Annotated in this window: 11 protein-coding genes; 7 read left to right on the top strand and 4 right to left on the bottom strand. The window is 74.0% G+C overall.

Annotation, left to right across the window (positions count from 1 at the left end; translation table 11 throughout):
* Positions 1-4: 4 nt before the first annotated feature.
* Positions 5-1,549, bottom strand: a complete 1,545-nt coding sequence (locus ACTOQ3_RS21595; RefSeq protein ID WP_440085150.1) for an MFS transporter — start codon at positions 1,547-1,549, stop codon at positions 5-7.
* Positions 1,550-2,019: 470 nt separating this feature from the next.
* Between ACTOQ3_RS21595 and ACTOQ3_RS21590 the strand changes: the two genes are divergently transcribed.
* The 7 genes from ACTOQ3_RS21590 to ACTOQ3_RS21560 all read left to right on the top strand — a co-directional run bounded on the left by ACTOQ3_RS21590 (position 2,020) and on the right by ACTOQ3_RS21560 (position 14,035).
* Positions 2,020-3,912 (top strand): hypothetical protein, encoded by a 1,893-nt coding sequence (locus ACTOQ3_RS21590; RefSeq protein WP_440085149.1) that lies wholly within the window; start codon positions 2,020-2,022, stop codon positions 3,910-3,912.
* A 379-nt stretch (positions 3,913-4,291) separates the two neighbouring features.
* Positions 4,292-6,658: an AAA family ATPase gene (locus ACTOQ3_RS21585; RefSeq protein WP_440085148.1), complete on the top strand. Its 2,367-nt coding sequence runs from the start codon at positions 4,292-4,294 to the stop codon at positions 6,656-6,658.
* 226 nt (positions 6,659-6,884) lie between these two features.
* On the top strand, positions 6,885-7,868 hold the full coding sequence (locus ACTOQ3_RS21580) for an ABC transporter permease (RefSeq protein ID WP_440085147.1): 984 nt from the start codon (positions 6,885-6,887) through the stop codon (positions 7,866-7,868).
* A 7-nt stretch (positions 7,869-7,875) separates the two neighbouring features.
* On the top strand, positions 7,876-8,784 hold the full coding sequence (locus ACTOQ3_RS21575; RefSeq protein ID WP_440085146.1) for an ABC transporter permease: 909 nt from the start codon (positions 7,876-7,878) through the stop codon (positions 8,782-8,784).
* Between the two features lie 3 nt (positions 8,785-8,787).
* Entirely contained in the window at positions 8,788-11,010 is a 2,223-nt protein-coding gene (locus ACTOQ3_RS21570; RefSeq protein WP_440085145.1) for a dipeptide ABC transporter ATP-binding protein, read from the top strand.
* 184 nt (positions 11,011-11,194) lie between these two features.
* A complete protein-coding gene (locus tag ACTOQ3_RS21565; RefSeq protein ID WP_440085144.1) occupies positions 11,195-12,892 on the top strand; it encodes an ABC transporter family substrate-binding protein in 1,698 nt (565 codons plus the stop codon).
* Positions 12,893-12,946: 54 nt separating this feature from the next.
* The gene (locus ACTOQ3_RS21560; RefSeq protein ID WP_440085143.1) at positions 12,947-14,035 is read left to right on the top strand and encodes a winged helix DNA-binding domain-containing protein; all 1,089 of its coding nucleotides are present in this window, start codon (positions 12,947-12,949) and stop codon (positions 14,033-14,035) included.
* Positions 14,036-14,139: 104 nt separating this feature from the next.
* Here the strand turns inward: ACTOQ3_RS21560 and ACTOQ3_RS21555 are convergent, their stop codons facing one another.
* The 3 genes from ACTOQ3_RS21555 to ACTOQ3_RS21545 are packed head-to-tail and all read right to left on the bottom strand — an operon-like array spanning position 14,140 to position 16,489.
* Positions 14,140-15,114, bottom strand: coding sequence for a biotin-dependent carboxyltransferase family protein (locus tag ACTOQ3_RS21555; RefSeq protein ID WP_440085142.1), 975 nt, complete (start codon positions 15,112-15,114; stop codon positions 14,140-14,142).
* Positions 15,111-15,737: a 5-oxoprolinase subunit B family protein gene (locus ACTOQ3_RS21550; protein ID WP_440085141.1), complete on the bottom strand. Its 627-nt coding sequence runs from the start codon at positions 15,735-15,737 to the stop codon at positions 15,111-15,113. Before ACTOQ3_RS21550 ends, ACTOQ3_RS21555 begins: the two co-directional genes overlap by 4 nt.
* Positions 15,734-16,489, bottom strand: a complete 756-nt coding sequence (locus ACTOQ3_RS21545) for a LamB/YcsF family protein (RefSeq protein WP_440085140.1) — start codon at positions 16,487-16,489, stop codon at positions 15,734-15,736. Before ACTOQ3_RS21545 ends, ACTOQ3_RS21550 begins: the two co-directional genes overlap by 4 nt.
* Positions 16,490-16,494 lie beyond the last annotated feature (5 nt).

The raw sequence follows: 16,494 nt of genomic DNA, 5'->3' as shown, positions 1-16,494 counted from the left end.
CCCTTCACGAGGGGTCGTCCTCCTGTCCACCGGGCCGGCGGGGCACCAGGAGCGTCACGGCCAGCGCGGTGGCGCCGAGCAGGAACACGCTCACCGCCACCGTCGCGTGCAGGCCGGAGACGAACGCGACGCGGGCCGCGCCGAGCAGGGCGTCCCCCACGCCGCCGCCGATCTCCCGCGCCACGTGCGCGGCGGAGGCGAGCGACTGGCGGGCCTCGTCCATCATCGCGGGCGCGACGCCGTGGACCGAGGCGAGCGCGGGGGCGTACACGGCCGTGGTGATCGTGCCGAGCACCGCGACCCCGAGCCCCGCGCCCAGCTCGTAGGCGGTCTCCTCGATTGCGGCGGCGCCGCCAGCGTGGGACTCCGGAGTGGACGACATGATCGTGTCGGAGGCGGCCAGCAGGGCGACCTGGATGCCGAAGCCGATGCCGACGAAGCAGAGCGTCAGGGCCACCGGGTGCCCCTCGGTGTGCCAGGTCAGGGTGGGGGCGAGGGAGACGGCGGTCAGCGCCAGCCCGCCGCCCATCGTGGCGCGCAGCCCGAACCGGCGCAGCAGCCGCGCGCCGGCCAGGCCGCCCGTGATCGAGGCGATCATGAGGGGGAGCATCCGTACGGCCGCCTGGAGCGGGCTGTCACCGAGGACGAGCTGGAGATACTGGGCGAGCATGAGCTCCAGCCCGACCAGGGCGAAGACCGTGAGCAGCACGGCGCCCACCCCGGCGCGGAACGCCCGCCGCCGGAACAGGCTCAGGTCCAGCAGGGGGAAGGCCAGCCGCCGCTGCCTGCGGACGAACCAGACCAGCAGCCAAATCCCGCCCAGGAACGCCGCCAGCCCGCCCGGATGCCCGGCCCCGGCCTCCTTCAGGCCGAAGGCCACCCCGAGGATGCCCAGCACCGACAGCAACGCGCTGAGCGCGTCCCACGGCTGGCCGGCGCGCTTGCGGGACTCGGGAAGGAGCCTGGCCGCGACGGGCAGCAGGACCACCAGGATGGGAACGTTGATCAGGAAGACGGCGCCCCACCAGAAGTGCTCGACGAGCACCCCTCCGACGAGCGGGCCGACCGCGGCCCCGGCCGCGGCCACCGCGCTCCACACGCCCAGCGCGATCGCCCGCTCGTGCCGGTCGGTGAAGACCTGCCGGATGATCGAGAGCGTGGCGGGCATGATCATCGCTCCGCCGAGGCCGAGCAGCGCGCGTGCGGAGATCAGCGCGAGCGGGGTCGGCGCGAACGCCGCCGCGGCCGAGGCGACGCCGAAGACCAGGTATCCGGCCAGCACCAGGCGCTTGCGCCCGTAGCGGTCACCGAGGGTGCCGAAGGTCAGCAGCAGCGGCGCGACCATCAGCGAGTAGACGTCGATGATCCACAGCAGCTCCACGGAGGACGGTTCGAGGGCGGCCGTCAGCGCCGGTACCGCGATGTGCAGCACCGTGGCGTCCACCGCGATCAGCAGCAGGCTGAAGCAGAGGACGGCGAGGACCGACCACCGGCCGGCCCCGGACGCCCGCGGGTCGCCGTCCGCGCGCCTGGCCATGACGGTGGTCATGAGCCGCTCAGGATTTGCCGGCCTGGACGAACATGCGTCGCAGCTTAGGCGAAGTCGGGCAGTGCCCGGGGCGGCATTGGGTGATTGATTCACGTAGTTATGTCCGTTTTACGGCCCCGATTGGGCCAATATTCGGCCCTTCACGAGGTCGTCGGCGACCTCTCTAGAGAGATACAGGCATATACCGTCGTCTAGGCAAAAAGTGATCTCGCACGGACCATGGCGATCGTGGGGAGTCAGCGCGAGGCCCGTGAGCCGCCGTGGTGAGCGGGCCCGGCGGAAACGACTCCGCTCCGGTCCCGCCACCGCGGGACCCCACCGACCCCCGGCACGGGAAGGACTCCGGCCGGGTTTCCCCGCCACTGCGGGACCCCGCCGACTCCGGACACGGGAAGGACTCCGGCCGGGTTTCCCCGCCACCGCGGGACCCCGCCGACCCCCGGCACGGGTATGACCTCGGCCGGTCCCACGTGCCACCGCGGGACCCCGCCGACTCCCGGCACGAGCGCGAGCGCGACCCCGCCTCGGTCCCCGTTCCGCAGCCACGGGATCCCGCCGACCCCCGGCAGTGGTGCGCCGTGGCCGCCGCGTGGCTGGGCCGCGACCGGCCCGAGGCCGCGCTGGAGGCGGCCCGCAGGGCGCTGGATCTCGACCCCCGCTCGGAGTCCGGCGCGGACTGGGGATACCGCCTGGCCAGCCTCGCGTTCGAGCGGCTCGGCCGCGACGCGGAGGCCGTGGCGGCCGCCGAGGAGGCCGTACGCCTCGCGCCGGGCTCCTGGGCCGCGCGGATGCGCCTGGGAGCCGCGCTGCGCAGGGTGCCGGGGCGCTGGCGCGAGTCGCGGGCCCAGGCGGCCAGAGCCGTCCGCTACGCGCCGGAGGAGCCGGACCCGCACGTCCTCGCCGGTGACCTCGCGCTGCTGAGAGGTGAGTACGACCTCGCGGAGACCGCCTACCGCGAGGCGCTGCGCCGCCTGCCGGACCATCCCGGCGCCAGGATCAACCTCGGCCTGACCCGGCTGCGCTGGGAACGCCCGCGCGCCCACCACGACCCCGCCTGGCCGGTCGACCCGCGTGAGACCGGCAGGGCCAGGCGCGCCCTGGAGAGGTGGTCGCGGCAGACCCGCGTCCTGCTGGCCGTCGCCCTCGTCGTGGTCTGCGCGGCGGAGTTCGGGTTCGGCCTGGCCTCCGTGGCGAGGATCGGCGGCGGGCTGGTGTTGCTCGCGGTCCTGGCGATCACCCTCAGGCAGGCGCACCGGGTCAGGCTCTGGTCGTACGTGCCGCGCATGCTCGTACGCGACCTCTGGCTCGGCATGTCGGTCTCGATCACTCTGGTCGCCGTGGCCGCGTACGTCGCGGCCGTGGCCACCCTCCCCGCGGAGGCCCCACCCCTCCTCTCCGCCCCGGTGCCGGGCGCGCAGGGGGTGGTCTGGGCGGGTCTCGCCGGGCTGGTGCTCCTCAACGGGACGGTGCTGCTCGTCCTGCGCGTGCTCGTCGAGGCGTGGCGCGGGCGGCCGATCAGGGCGCTGGCCGAGTTCGCCGCCGCCGGTGGCGACCGCACGGCCAGGCGCGACGTGAACGTGACCCTCTGGCTGGTGGCGGGCCGGGTCTGGTCGGTGCCGGTGGCGGTCGTGGTGGCGGTCGTCGTGCTGGACGAGCGGAGCTGGGCGCCGGCCGCGCTCGTCGTGCCGCTCGCGCTCGGCTGGGCCCGCGGCCGGGCCGGCACGGCCCCCGGCCTCGCCCGCGCGCTGGCCTCGGACCACGGGCTGGCGGCGGCGCTGGCCCTGTCCGCCTCGGCGTCGGTCCTGCTCGGCGCGGCCGGAGCGGCACCTGCCCTCGGGCTCGTCACGGTGGGCGAGTGGGCCTGGTGGGCCGGGATCGCGCTGCTGGCCGTACCGATGGCGATATTCGCCGCGAGGTCGGTACGGGCGTGGTGGCGGGGCGCACCGGGGCCGTGGCGGGCCTCGCTGGTCATGTGCGACGGCCGCGGGAGCCGCCTTCCCGGCGACGCCGGGCCGCCGGTGGGGCTCAGCGGGGAGGTGCGCGCGGCCTTCACCTACGCGCGGGGAGTGGTGCTCGCCTACGCCGACCCCAGCGGCCCGCGCGCGCTCGCCGTCGGCGCGGTCAGCTCGGTCGGCCCGAGCGGCGAGCTGCGCCTGATCGCCGCCTCCGACGCCTGGGAGGCCGCCGAGCGCGACCCCAGGGTGGCGGTCTTCGTCGCCGATCCGCTCGACCGCCGCTTCTGGGCCGAGGTACGCGGCATCGCCATCGGCGACACCGAGGCCGACCTGCTGAGGATCACTCCCAAGGAGGTCGTGGTCGGCGAGTATCCCGGCCGCCACCAGGGCCGGGCACACCGCGGCTGAACCGCCTCCCGGAGCGCCGGGCACACCGCGGTTGAGCCTCCCTCCCGGAGCGCCGTGCCGCCTTGCCGGGCGGTGACATTTCCATGCCCGTCTCCCGGTGTGTCTCCCCGTGCGGACGGGCGACGGCCGGCGGCCGGGACCGGGCCGTGCCACCCGCGGGGAACGCGGGCGCGGGCCGCCGCGCGCGGGGCGCGGCGGCGGCACAGGGAAGTGTGGGGCCGGAGGGACGGCGCGGGGCGAGCTTGCTGCCTCGGACGCTGGTTTCATCCGTTCTCATCCGTATATCTGATCGTGCCCGCGCGACGGCGTGGCGTGACCCTCAGGCACGCGCAAACGTCCCCTTGTTGCGGTATAACCGGGGGCGGACCGGGGAGGCGTGATGCGGGAATCCAGCAGGGCCCGTCCGGCGGGGCGCGCGGCGGCACGGGATCTGTTCGAGCAGGTGCGGCTGGGATACTTCCGGCTCTCGCCGCCCCTGCGCAGGCTGATCTACGTCGCGGTGCTGGCCGGAGCGGTCGGGCTGGCGCTGGGACTCGGCTGGCCGATCCTCAACACGATCTTCGTCACGCTGACGCTGCTCGGCTTCGCGGCGCTGACCCTGAGCTTCCCCCGCGCGGCCGCCACCCTGCTCGTGGTGCTCGGCTGGCTGGCGGGAAACCTGATCTTCCAGACCGTCGTCTTCGGCCTGAACTCGCCGATCCCGACGGCGCTGATGCTCCTCGGCCCCCTGGTCGCCGGAGCCGCCCACCTCATCCGCTGGGTCCCCCCGTGGGTGACCACGGTCATGGCACTGGTACCCGCCGGGCTGACGGCCGTCCTGCTCGGCGTGGTCGTCCCCGGGGTCGGGGCGTACCCGGCCATCTGGGCCGCGTACGCCGTGGCGGCCGGGGTGCTGGTCCACCGGTTCCTGCAGGCCCGCCGGGCGCGGGTCGTGCTGGAGGCGGGGGAGCGGCACCAGGCCGGGCTCCGGGTCCGCGAGGGTGGCCACCTCCCCTCCGCCCAGGGGGCCGGCGAGCGGGACGCGCCGCCGCCCATCTCGGTGGAGGAGGCGCTCGGCGAGCTGGACGCCATGATCGGCCTCGCCCCGGTGAAGGAGCAGGTCCGCTCGATCGCCGCCTCGATCGAGGCGGCCAGGCTGCGCAAGGAGGCCGGATACTCCACCGAGCCGCCGATGCGGCACTTCGTGTTCGTCGGCCCGCCGGGCACCGGCAAGACCAGCGTGGCCAGGACCGTCGCGAAGATCTTCTATGCCTTCGGCCTGCTGGAGACCCCCTACGTGGTGGAGGCCCAGCGGGCCGACCTGGTGGGGGAGTTCCTCGGGGCCACCGCGATCAAGACGAACGAGCTGGTCGACCGGGCGCTCGGCGGGGTGCTGTTCGTCGACGAGGCGTACAGCCTGATCAACTCCGGTGACGGCCAGCCCGACAGGTTCGGCGCGGAGGCCGTGCAGACACTGCTCAAGCGGGCCGAGGACGACCGCGACCGGCTGATCGTCATCCTGGCCGGATACGAGAAGGAGATGGCCACCTTCCTGGCGTCCAACCCCGGCCTGTCCAGCCGGTTCTCCAGCAGGGTCCGCTTCCCCAGCTACGCCCCCGAGGAACTGCTCCAGATCACCGAACTGCTGCAGCGGCGCCGGGGCGACCGGATGGCGCCCGAGGCCGCGCCCGCCCTGCTCGCCCGCTTCGAGGACATCCACCGGCGCGCGATCGTCGACGACCTGGGCAACGCCCGGTTCGTCCGCAGTCTCGTGGAGGCCGTCGCGCAGGCCAGGGACGTGCGCGTGGTGGGGGCGGGCGGCGCGCCCACCACCGAGGACCTGGTCACCACGGTCGAGAGCGACGTCGTCAAGGCCTTCGACGAGCTCACCGCCCGCTACCGGGGCTACCAGGTCGCCCCCTCCCTCGAGGAGGCCCTGGCCGACCTCGACCGCATGGCGGGCCTGGAGCCGGTCAAGCGGCAGGTGCACGCGATCACCGCGCAGCTCAGGGTGGCGAAGATGCGCCAGGAGCGAGGGCTGCCGACGCCGCCGCAGATGCGGCACTTCGTCTTCGCCGGGCCGCCCGGCACCGGCAAGACCACCGTGGCCCGCATCCTGGGCCGCATCTTCGCCGCGCTGGGCCTGCTCGCCCAGCCCGACGTGGTGGAGGCCCAGCGGGCCGACCTCGTCGGCCAGCACCTCGGCGCCACCTCGATCAAGACGAACGAACTGGTCGACCGGGCGCTCGGCGGGGTGCTGTTCGTCGACGAGGCGTACGGCCTGGTCAACTCCGGCTACAGCGGGGGTGACGCCTTCGGCGCCGAGGCCGTGCAGACGCTGCTCAAGCGGGCCGAGGACGACCGCGACCGGCTGGTGATCATCCTGGCCGGGTACGAGCGGGAGATGAACGCCTTCCTGTCGTCCAACCCGGGCCTGGGCAGCAGGTTCAACCAGCGGGTGCAGTTTCCCTCGTACTCCCCGGGAGAGCTCACCGAGATCGCGGTGCTGCTCGCCGACGAGTCGGGCGACAGGTTCGACGACGCCGCCCGCCGCGACCTGGCCGAGGTCTTCACCTGGGTCTGCGACGAGGGCCTGATCGACGGTCTCGGCAACGGCAGGTTCGCGCGCTCGCTCTTCGAACGCGCCGCGATGCGCAGGGACGTCCGCCTGGCCGCCCTCGGCGGCGCCACCGCCAGCGCCGCCGACCTGACCACCATCACCAGCGCCGACCTGCGCGCCGCCGTGGACGAACTCGCCGGGAAGTGACCCGGCTCGCCGGGAGGTGACCCCGGCTCTCCGGGAGATGGTCCCGGACCAGCCCGGGTGTGCTCCGGGCCCGCCAGGCCCCATCGCGGATCCGGTCGGCTGACCCGCGGGCCCGGCGACGCCATCTCTCACCGAGATCCCTCCGATTCGGTACGCTATGCAGCCCACCGGTCGCCGAGTGTAGCAAGATGGTCACTGACAGCGGCGGGGCTCCGGAGGAGGAAAGATGGCGGGATTCCTTGCCCGCAGGCTGCTCAACTACCTGGTGCTGATCGTCGTGGCCACCAGCCTGGCCTACATGCTGGCCGCCTCCGCCCTCAACCCGCGATCCAACTACGAGGGCCGCAACCCCCCGATCCCCCCGGCCGTCGTCGACGCGCGCCTCACCGACCTCAACCTGAACGACCGCACCCCGCTGTTCGAGCGCTACCTGACCTGGGCGGGCGGTCTCGCGCGCGGCGACTTCGGCAAGACGGTGGCCGGAGGCTCGGTCGGCGACGACCTCGGGCGCCGGATCGGCGTCACGCTGCGCCTGATCACGATCGGGCTGATCCTCGGCAGCGTCACCGGCGTGCTCATCGGCGCCTACGCCGCGGTCCGGCAGTACGGCCTCTTCGACCGGTTGTCGACCGGCCTGTCCTTCGTCGTCCTCGCGGTCCCCACGGTGGTGCTGGCCAACATGCTGATCATCGCCGCGATCCGGCTCAACGAGGCGGCCGGCACCCAGATCCTCCTCGTCAGCGGCGAGGCGACCCCCGGCCTGCAGGGAGGGTTCGGCGCCGCCGCGCTCGACCGGATCCGGCACCTGGCCCTGCCCACGCTGTCGCTGTCGCTCGGACTGGTCGCCGTCTACAGCCGCTACCAGCGCAACATGATGCTCGACGTGCTCGGCGCCGACTTCATCCGCACGGCCATGGCCAAGGGGCTGAGCCGCCGCGCCGCGCTGACCCGGCACGCGCTGCGCACCGCGCTGATCCCGGCGGTCACCTACTTCGCCTTCACCTTCGGGTCGCTGCTGGTCGGCACCACCTTCACCGAAAAGATCTTCGGCTGGCACGGCATGGGGGAGCAGCTGGTCGACTCGATCTCCACCAACGACGTCAACACCGTCGCGGCGATCAGCTGCTTCGCCGCGCTGGCCGTGCTGCTGGCCTCGCTCGCCTCCGACGTGCTGCACGCCGTCCTCGACCCGCGCGTCCGGGTGGGGTGAGCCGGAGATGACCATCGCCGACGAGGAACTCGCCGAACAGCAGGCGTCCGTCGACAGGATCAAGGCGCCCTCGCGGCTGCGGGTGGTCATGGGCCGCCTCCTGCGCTCGGGCCGGGGCAGGACCGGCTTCGCGCTGCTCGTGCTGATCTTCCTGCTCGCCTTCGCCGGGCCCCACCTCACCCGCTGGACGTACGCCTCGAAGGACTACACGGCCTTCCTCGCGCCGCCCTCCGCCGAGCACTGGTGGGGAACCCTGCAGACCGGCGCCGACGTGTACGCGGTCACGCTGCGCGGCATGCAGAGGTCCCTGATCGTCGGCCTGCTCGCCGCGGTGGTCGGCACCGCGCTCGCGGCCGTGGTGGGAGCCTTCGCCGGATACTTCGGAGGCTGGACCGACCGGGCGCTGACCTGGCTGACCGACCTGCTGCTGGTGCTCCCGGCCTTCCTGATCCTGGCGATCATGTCCCCGCTCTTCACCGGGGGGCAGTGGCCGGTGTTCGTGCTGGTGCTGGCGCTCTTTCTCTGGATGGTCACCTCGAAGATCGTCCGGAGCATGACCATCTCGCTCAGGGAGCGGGAGTTCATCCACGCGGCCAGGTTCATGGGCGTGCCCCCGACGAGGATCGTCTTCCGGCACGTGATCCCCAACATGTCCTCGCTGCTGGTCGTCGACGCCACGCTCAACGTCAGCACCGCGATCCTCACCGAGACGTCCCTGTCCTACTTCGGGTTCGGCATCCAGCCGCCCGACGTCTCGCTGGGCAGCCTCATCGCCGACGGCGCGCAGACGGCCCTCTACGCCCCCTGGACGTTCTGGTTCTGCGCGGGCCTGCTGATCGTCACCGTGCTCGCGGTGAATCTGGTCGGCGACTCGCTGCGCGACGCCTTCGACCCCACGTCCCACCGGGGAGGGTGACCGGTGACGAGCGAGCGGCCCTCGGGCGCGACATCCCGGATCCACGGGACCGGCGGGCGCGCGGCCGCGCCGGACCCGGTCCCCCCCGTGCTCGAGGTGCGCGACCTCGACGTCACCTTCGGCTCGGGTCCCGGCGCGGTCCGCGCGGTAAGGGGCATGGGGTACGCGGTCCGTCCCGGCGAGGTGCTCGGTGTCGTTGGGGAGTCCGGCTCCGGCAAGTCGGTCACCTCGCTGGCCGTGATGGGCCTGCTCCCGGCGCACGCACGCGTCACCGGCTCGGTGCGGCTGCTCGGGCAGGAGATCCTGGGCGCCCCGGAGCGGACGCTCACCGCGTTCCGCGGCAAGACCGTCTCGATGGTCTTCCAGGACCCGCTCTCCGCGCTCACCCCCGTCTACCGGGTCGGCGACCAGGTCGCCGAGGCGATCCGCGTGCACCAGCGGGTGAGCGCCGGCCAGGCCGCCAGGCGCGCCGTCGAGCTGCTCGACCTGGTCGGCATCCCCAACGCCGCGCAGCGGGCCAGGGCGTTCCCGCACGAGTTCTCCGGCGGCATGCGCCAGCGCGCGGTGATCGCGATGGCGATCGCCAACGACCCCGACGTGATCCTCTGCGACGAGCCGACCACCGCACTCGACGTGACCATCCAGGCGCAGGTGCTGGAGGTGCTGAAGACGGCGCAGCGCGAGACCGGCGCGGCGATCGTCATCATCACCCACGACCTGGGGGTGGTGGCCGGGTTCGCCGACCGGGTCCTCGTCATGTACGCCGGGCGTCCCGTCGAGGTCGGCCCGGTGGACGAGGTCTACTACCGCAGCCGCATGCCGTACACCATGGGACTGCTCGCCTCGATCCCGCGCCTCGACCGCGGCCGGGAGCAGCCGCTGGTGCCCATCGAGGGCAGCCCGCCGTCACCGGCGGCGCTGCCGCCGGGCTGCCCGTTCGAGCCGCGCTGCCCGATCTCCGTCCCGGAGTGCGCCGAGGCCGAGCCGGAACCGGAGCCGGTGGGCTCGCCCGGCCACCTGGCGGCGTGCCTGCGCTCCGGAGAGATCGAGGCGGCGGGCTGGTCACCCGCCCAGGTCTACGGCATGCGCGGCCCCGCGGCACGTCTCACCCGGCGCCCCGGTGACCCGGCCGCCCCGGCCGCCCCGGTCACCGCGGTCACCGCGGTCACCGCGGCCGGCCCGGCCGCTCCCGCCGTCGAGGGGCCGCCGCGCCCGCGTGACGAGCGCGACGTGGTCCTGGCGGTCGAGGACCTGGTCAAGCACTACCCCCTGGTCAAGGGGACGCTCCTGCGGCGGCGGGTCGGCACGGTCCGCGCGGTGGACGGCGTCGGCTTCGACGTCCGCGGGGGCGAGACGCTCGGCCTGGTCGGCGAGTCGGGCTGCGGCAAGACGACCACCCTGATGGAGATCCTGGAGCTGGCCGCGCCGCAGCGCGGCAGGATCGTGGTGCTTGGTCGCGACACCTCGCGGATGGGCGCCCGCGACCGGATGGCCGTGCGGCGCGACATGCAGGTCGTCTTCCAGGATCCGCTGGCCTCGCTCGATCCGAGGATGACCGTCTACGACATCCTCGCCGAGCCGCTGCGCGCGCACGGCCGCCGGGACCCGGGGCCGAGGATCGGCGAGCTGCTCGGCCTGGTCGGGCTGGAGCCCGGCCACGCCGCCCGCTACCCGCAGGACTTCTCCGGGGGCCAGCGCCAGCGCGTCGGCATCGCCCGCGCCCTCGCCCTGGAGCCCCGGTTGGTCGTGCTGGACGAGCCGGTCTCGGCACTCGACGTGTCCATCCAGGCGGGGGTGCTCAACCTGCTGGAGGAGCTGAGGACCCGCCTGGGCCTGTCGTACCTGTTCGTGGCGCACGACCTGGCCGTGGTCCGGCACATCGCCGACCGGGTCGCGGTCATGTACCTGGGAAGGATCGCCGAGATCGGCCGGGCCGGCGGGGTCTACGACACCCCGATGCATCCCTACACGCGGGCCCTGCTGTCGGCGATCCCGCTGCCGGACCCGGTGCTGGAGCGTTCCAGGAGGCGTGTCCTGCTGGAGGGGGACCTGCCCAGCCCGGCCGACCCTCCCTCGGGGTGCCGCTTCCGCACGCGCTGCCCCCTGTTCAAGGCGCTCGACGAGACCGTCAGGCGGCGCTGCGTGGACGAGGAGCCCCAGGTGCGGCAGCTGGGGGACGACCACGGCGTCTCGTGTCACTTCGCCGAGAGGATCGACGCCGTATGACCCGGTCGCGCGCCCGTTCGAGCACCCGTCCACCACCCGGTCGCGCGCCCGTTCACACCCGGCCGGGTGCCCGGCCGCACGCCGGGACCGGACCGGTCGCCCGTCATTCGTACGCGCACCCGCACGTCCGTTCGCACGCCCATTCGTATGCCCCGGGAGGAACACCGTGATATCAATCCCGCGCGTGGGCGCGTTCGCCGCCGCGCTGGCCGTGGCCCTGGCCCTGGTGCCGGGGCTCGCCGGATGCGGGGGCGGGAGCGGGGGCGGCGGGACGCCGGGCGGGCCCGCCTCGGCGGTCAGGGCCTACGACATCAACCCGGTCGCCCGAGACCGGGTCGCGGACGGGGGCGTGCTCCGCTGGGGACTCAACGAGTATCCGTCCAACTGGAACCTCAACCACATCGACGGCAACCTGGCGACGGTCAAGAAGGTCATGGACGCCCTCATGCCCTCCCCCTTCCGCTCCGACGCCAAGGGGCAGATCTCTCCGAACACCGACTACCTGTCCGAGGGCAGGGTCACCGCGCGCAAGCCCGACCAGGTCGTCACGCTGACCCTCAACCCGCGCGCCAGATGGTCCGACGGCACCCCGATCACCTGGGAGGACTACCGCGCCCAGTGGCAGGCGCTGAACGGCCACGACTCCGGCTACCGGGTGGCGAGCACCACCGGTTACCGGGACATCGAGAAGGTCGTCAGGGGCAGGGACGACCACCAGGTCGTGGTGACCTTCGCCAAGCCCTTCGGCGACTGGCAGTCGCTGTTCGCGCCGCTGTACCCCCGGAGCACCAACGCCACCCCGGAGGCGTTCAACAACGCCTGGCTGAACCGCGTCCCGGTCACCGCGGGCCCGTTCGCGTTCGCCGCGTTCGACCCCACCGCCAAGACCGTCACCCTCGCGAGGGACGACCGCTGGTGGGGCGAGCGGGCCAAGCTGGACCGGATCATCTACCGGTCCCTGGAGAGCGACGCGCTGGTCGGCGCCTTCAGCAACGGCGAGCTCGACACCTTCGACGTCGGCCCGTCCGCGCCCGACTACGCGCGGGCCAAGAGCACCCCGGACGCGATCGTGCGGCAGGCGGCCGGACCCGACTTCCGGCACATCACGATGAACGGCGAGAGCGCCGTCCTGTCCGACCCGAAGATCCGCAGGGCCGTCGCGATGGGTATCAACCGCCAGGCCATCGCGCAGTCGGACCTCCAGGGCCTCGACTGGCCGATCGTCCTGCTCAACAACCACTTCTTCATGAACACCCAGGAGGGCTACCGGGACAACGCCGGTGAGATCGGGACGTACGACCCCGGCAGGGCCGGGCAGGAGCTGGACGCCGCGGGCTGGAAACTGGAGGGTCGGACCCGCAGGAAGGACGGCAGGGAGCTGAACCTGCGCTTCGTCCTGCCGTCCGGCCTGCAGGTCGCCAAGTCCGAGGCCGAGCTCGTCCAGGACATGCTCGGCCGGATCGGTGTCGGGGTCACCCTGCAGTCGGTGCCCGGGGACGACTACTTCACTAAATACGTAATTCCCGGCAATTACGACATCACCGCGTTCGCGTACGTGGGCACGCCCTTTCCCGTCTCCAGCTCCTACGGCCAGTACGCCGACGCCGTCATGCGCCCCGACGGCACCCGGCAGTGGAACGCCAACCTCGGCCGCATCGGCTCCCCGAGGATCGACGCCGCGATGAACAGGGCGACCGCCGACCTCGACGACGCCAAGGCCATCGCCGACACCAACGCGGCGGACAGGCTCATCTGGCAGGAGGTCAACGTGGTGACGCTCTACCAGAGACCGCAGAACGTCGCGGTCAAGAACACCCTCGCCAACTTCGGCGCCCGCGGCTTCCACGACCTGCGCTATCAGGACATCGGCTTCGTCCGGTAGTCCCCTGTCCCCGGCGGGCCGCGTTCTGTCGGGGGCGCGGTGTAGAAGTCGGTCATGGCTATCTCGGTGACCTGGCCCCAGGTGCTCGCCTGGCGGCTGAGGCGGCAGTTCGTCGACCCGGCCGACGGGCCCGACGCGGTGTCCGTGGTGCGGAGACTCGCCGGGGTGCAGGCGCAGGTGGCCTCCTCCGCCGCCCTGGGGGTGGCCGTGCGGAGCGCGCGGCCGGATCCCGGTGAGATCGACCGCGCGCTGTGGCGAGACCGCAGCCTGGTCAAGACCTGGACGGCGCGCGGCACCCTGCACCTCGTCCCCGCCGACGAGCTGGCCTCCTACGCGGCCGTTCTCGGCTCGTTCCGCACCTGGGACAAGGGCTCCTGGCAGCGCGGCCACGGCGTCACCGCCGCCGAGGTCGCCGCCATCCTCGACGCCGCGCCCAAGGCGCTCGCGGGCCGCGTCCTCACCCGAGAGGAGCTGGTCGACGGGGTCATCGAGATCACCGGCGACGCCCACCTGCGGGAGGCGCTCACCTCCGGCTGGGGCGCCCTGCTCAAGCCGCTGAGCTTCCTCGGCGAGCTCTGCTACGGCCCGCCGCGCGAGGGCAGGGTGACCTTCGCCGGCCCCCGCGACCAGGTGCCCGGCTGGCCAGGGGAGCTTCCCACGGCGGAGGAGGGCGGGGTGCGCCTGCTCCGCTCCTTCCTCGGCGCCCACGGCCCCGGCGCCCCCGAGACGTTCGACGGCTGGCTCTACCGGGGGGCCGTCCGCAAGGCGACGCTGCGCGGCTGGTTCCGCGACCTCACCCCCGAGCTGGCCGAGATCGAGGTGGACGGCCGGCCGATGGTCGTGCTCGCCGAGCACCTCGACGACCTGGCCGTGACCCGGCCCGCCACCGGGGTCCACCTCCTGCCCGGCTTCGACCAGTACATCCTGGCCGCCCCGCGCGACCTGGAGCCCCTCCTGCCCGCCGAGGCGAGGGCGAAGGTCAGCCGGGCCGCCGGCTGGATCTCCCCGGTCGTGATCCACCGGGGCCGGGTGGCCGGGGTCTGGGAGGCGAAGGACGGGAAGATCGCGGTTGATCTCCTGGAAGAGGTCCCCGCCGCCGCCCTCGCCGCCGAGATCGAACGGGTCTCCGCCCTCCTGCGCTGACCCGGTCCGCCGGGCGAAGCCCGCGACGCCGCATCACCGTGGCTCGCCGGCGACTCATCGGCACCGGACCGCCGCACGCCCGGCGGGGGCCGTCCGCCCGGCGGTCAGGCGAGGCGGAAGCGCACCCGGTCGCCGGGGCGGAGCTGGGCGGCCCCGGCGAGGCTCGCCGAGGTCAGGACGGCGATGACCGGGTAGCCGCCGGTCGGCGGATGGTCGGCGAGGAACACGATCGGCTGGCCGCTGGGCGGCACCTGCACCGCCCCGGCCACCATGCCCTCGCTGGGCAGCTCCCCCTCCCGGGCACGTTCCAGGCGGGCGCCGCGCATTCGCACGCCCACCCGGTTGCTGTCCTGGCTGACCTCGTACGGCTCCGCGCACAGGGCGGCCAGGGCTCCGGGGGCGAACCAGTCGTCCCGGGGGCCGGGCAGGACCCGCAGGACACCCGTCCCCGGTCCCGGCCGGGGCGCCGCGTCCACGGTGATCGGCGGCAGGCCGCCGGTCGGCCCCACCGGCAGGACCGTCCCGGTGGCGAGCGGGGCCGGGCCGAGCCCGGAGAGCGAGTCGGTCGATCGGCTGCCCATCGTGGCGGGCGCCTCCACACCGCCCCGGACGGCGACGTAGGTGCGCAGGCCGGCCCCGGGCATGCCCAGACACAGCTCGCCGCCCGCCGGGACCCAGAAGGGCGCGCACATCCCCTGAGAGACCGTCACGCGCCGGATCGCCTCGCCGGCGGACGTCCCGCCGGGAGAGGCCCCGCCCGCGGACACCCCGGCCGTGGGCGCCCGGCCCGCGGTGGTCAGGGCCCTTCCGCCCGGGACCGCCGCGCGCGGCCGTACGAGGTCCACAGGGCACGCCGCACCGGTGACGGCGATCCAGGCCCCGGCGGTGAGGCGCAGCCGGGCGCCGCCGAGGGTGAGCTCGATCCCCGCGGCCCCCTCCGGGTTGCCGACCAGGCGGTTGGCCAGCCGCAGGCTCGGCTCGTCCGCCGCACCCGAGCGGGGCACCCCGAGATGGGCGTACCCCGGCCGCCCGAGATCCTGCACGGTGGCGTACGGCCCCGGAGCGATCACCTCGATCATGGCTCACCGACCGCCAGGAACCGCACCCGCGTCCCCGGGGTGAGCAGGGCGGGCGGCTCGGCGGCCACGTCCCACACCGCGGTCGCGGAGCGGCCGAGCAGCCGCCAGCCGCCGGGGGAGGCAGAGGGGTAGACCGCCGAGTAGGGGCCGGCGACCGCCACCGCCCCGGCGGGCACCGAGGTCCGCGGGGTGTCCAGCCGGGGGACGTGCAGCGCCGGGTCCAGCCCCGTGAGGTAGGCGAACCCGGGGGCGAAGCCCAACCAGCCCACCACCAGCTCCCGCGCGGTGTGCCGCTCGACCACCTCCCCGGGGGAGAGCCCGCTCAGCGCGGCGACGTCGTCGAGGTCGGCGCCGTCGTACACGACGGGAAGGACCACCTCGGGCGCATCCGCGGCCACCGTCGCGTCCGCGGCGGACGCCGTGTCCAGCAGGCGGGAGAGTTCCTCCCGCAGGCACGCCGGGTCGGCTCCCGGCGCGGTGACGAGGACCGTGACGGGGCCGGGCACGATCTCGACCACCCCGGAGGGCCGGTCGGCCCGCAGCAGGGCGTCCAGCCGGTGGGAGACCTCCAGCGAGCCGGTCTCCACCAGCAGCGCGTGCTCCCCGGCCCGCCGGATCCTCACGTGAAGGACCTCAGCGTCACTCCGGCGTCCACCAGGCCGTCGCGGACGGCGCGGGCCATCAGCACGGCGCCGGGGGTGTCGCCGTGCACGCAGATCGAGCGCGCCTCGACGGGGACCAGCGAGCCGTCCACCGCCTCGACCACCCGCTCGGTCGCCATCCGCACGACCCGGTTCGCGACCGTGGCCGGGTCGTGCAGCACCGCGCCGGGGGAGCGGCGGGAGACCAGGGTTCCCGCGCCGGTGTAGGCGCGGTCGGCGAAGGCCTCGACGACGGTGGCGACCCCCTCCCCGGCGGCGATCTCGTGGACGACCGAACCGGGCAGGGTCAGCAGCGGCAGGCTCCGGTCGTGGTCGGCGACCGCCGCCACGACGGCCCCGGCCTGCTCGGGGTCGCGGCAGATCCGGTTGTACAGCGCGCCGTGCGGCTTGACGTAGGAGACCCGGCCGCCCATCGCCCTGGCGATGCCGTCGACCGCCCCCAGCTGGTAGAGAACCTCGGCGCAGAGCTCCTCGGGGTCGATGTCCATCTCGCGGCGGCCGAACCCGGCCAGATCCCGGTAGGAGACCTGGGCGCCGATCGCCACCCCCCGGTCGACCGCCGCCGCGCACGTGCGGCGGATGGTCAGCGGGTCGCCCGCGTGGAACCCGCAGGCGACGTTGGCGCTGGTCACGATGTCGAGCAGGGCCTCGTCGTCGCCCAGCCGCCAGATCCCGAAGCCCTCGCCCAGGTCGGCGTTGAGATCGATCACCATGGCTC

The organism is Streptosporangium sp. LJ11 (genome assembly GCF_051918945.1).
Taxonomy (GTDB): Bacteria; Actinomycetota; Actinomycetes; order Streptosporangiales; family Streptosporangiaceae; genus Streptosporangium.
The sequence above is the reverse complement of the archived record's forward strand: the minus strand, read 5'-3'. Positions and strand labels throughout refer to the sequence as shown.